Origin of the sequence: Gelidibacter sediminis (assembly GCF_004364975.1) — a bacterium.
In the GTDB taxonomy this organism is placed as follows: domain Bacteria; phylum Bacteroidota; class Bacteroidia; order Flavobacteriales; family Flavobacteriaceae; genus Gelidibacter; species Gelidibacter sediminis.
Genome location: NZ_SOBW01000004.1, coordinates 1 through 1,317, shown reverse-complemented (window position 1 = coordinate 1,317; position 1,317 = coordinate 1). Strand labels below are relative to the sequence as shown.

1 protein-coding gene is annotated in these 1,317 nt (G+C 38.0%); it reads right to left on the bottom strand.

Going from position 1 to position 1,317, the window contains the following annotated elements; translation table 11 throughout:
- Positions 1 to 45 precede the first annotated feature (45 nt).
- Positions 46 to 1,230, bottom strand: a complete 1,185-nt coding sequence (locus BXY82_RS00040) for an integrase core domain-containing protein (RefSeq protein ID WP_133756141.1) — start codon at positions 1,228 to 1,230, stop codon at positions 46 to 48.
- Positions 1,231 to 1,317 lie beyond the last annotated feature (87 nt).

Here is a 1,317-nt window from a genome sequence, read left to right as displayed (position 1 = left end):
AATGTTCGTTAAGATACATGCTTTACAAAAGTTATAGATTAGAGTTTACACTAAATTAGTTTCTAACCTTACTGATTTTTCTTTAGTTCTTAATTCATTTTCATTAAAGTATCCCAAGAATACATTTCTATAAAACACCCTCCATATTCCATTCCCCATTTCCAATGCTCCAATATGTTTTCCTTGTAAGGATGCAGATAAATATACCCAATTATATGACCCCCATCTCACAGATCCATTTTTAGTTACTTTCAACACTCTCATCTCTGGCTCATAATCAAAGGTAGGTGTTTTTTCAAGAAATGGTCTTGTCGAAAAGTCATGTATGGATGCAGGTGTTTCCAAGTTTAGTGCTTCATGGGGTCTAACATTGTTATATTCTTTGACAAAGCGGTTCAATCTTCTCTGTTGGGCCTTTAGGTCGTATGCTGAAGGCTTGGCGCAGGCTGCCTTTAAATCTCGATGCATCCGTTCATGTCTTCCGTTCTGTTCGGGGTGTGCCGGATCAGAATATACTGGCATAATTCCAAGTTCAATAAACCAATATGACAACCTGGTGAACCTTTGTATTGCAGCTACAGATCCAAAGGGACTTCCATTGTCCGTATGGATTTGTTTTGGTATGCCATATTTTCTAAAAACCCTTGTGAACTCTGTTTTTGCCGAGACAAAGTTTTCTTTATAATGACCTTTTGCGGTAAATACATACCGACTCTTTGAATCAGCTATTGTTAATGGATGACAATAGATTTTATTGCCCATTAGGAACTTTCCCTTGTAGTCTGCACTCCATACTTCATTGCAATGTTTTGGATCAAATATGGGATGGATTGGTTTTACCCTTCTCAATCGTTTTTGAGGGCATACCAAACCATGTTTTTTAAGGATGTTATGCACTGTCAGGACTGTTGGAATAATATCACCCGGATAATCGTTATACAACAGCCTGTGTATTTTTTTTGCTCCCCACAGCTTGTGTTTTTCTTTATACTGGAGGATGCCCTTTACAACTTTTTCACTGGTGGCATTGGGATGCGGTCCTCGAGGTTTTCTTGATAGTTCCCTTAGTCCTTCATAACCCTCACTTTCGAACCGGGCTATGATTTTGTAGGCAGTCGGTCTTGATATTTCAAAACTTCTACACAGTTCTGTAATGGTGTGTTTCCCCGTTCGCCATTCACAGATAAATTCAATCTTTTGTTCCATAATCGTTGTGTCTTTCCAAGGCATAGCAATCTGAGTTTTGGTTCAAATTGCAAGTTAAAAAGTGTAAACGATGTTTCTATAACTCTGTAAAGGATGTTTGTATATCGTACC

Excerpts from the sequence above, each read along its gene's own strand:
- BXY82_RS00040 (WP_133756141.1), bottom strand. The coding sequence starts at position 1,230 with ATGCCTTGGAAAGACACAACGATTATGGAACAAAAGATTGAATTTATC.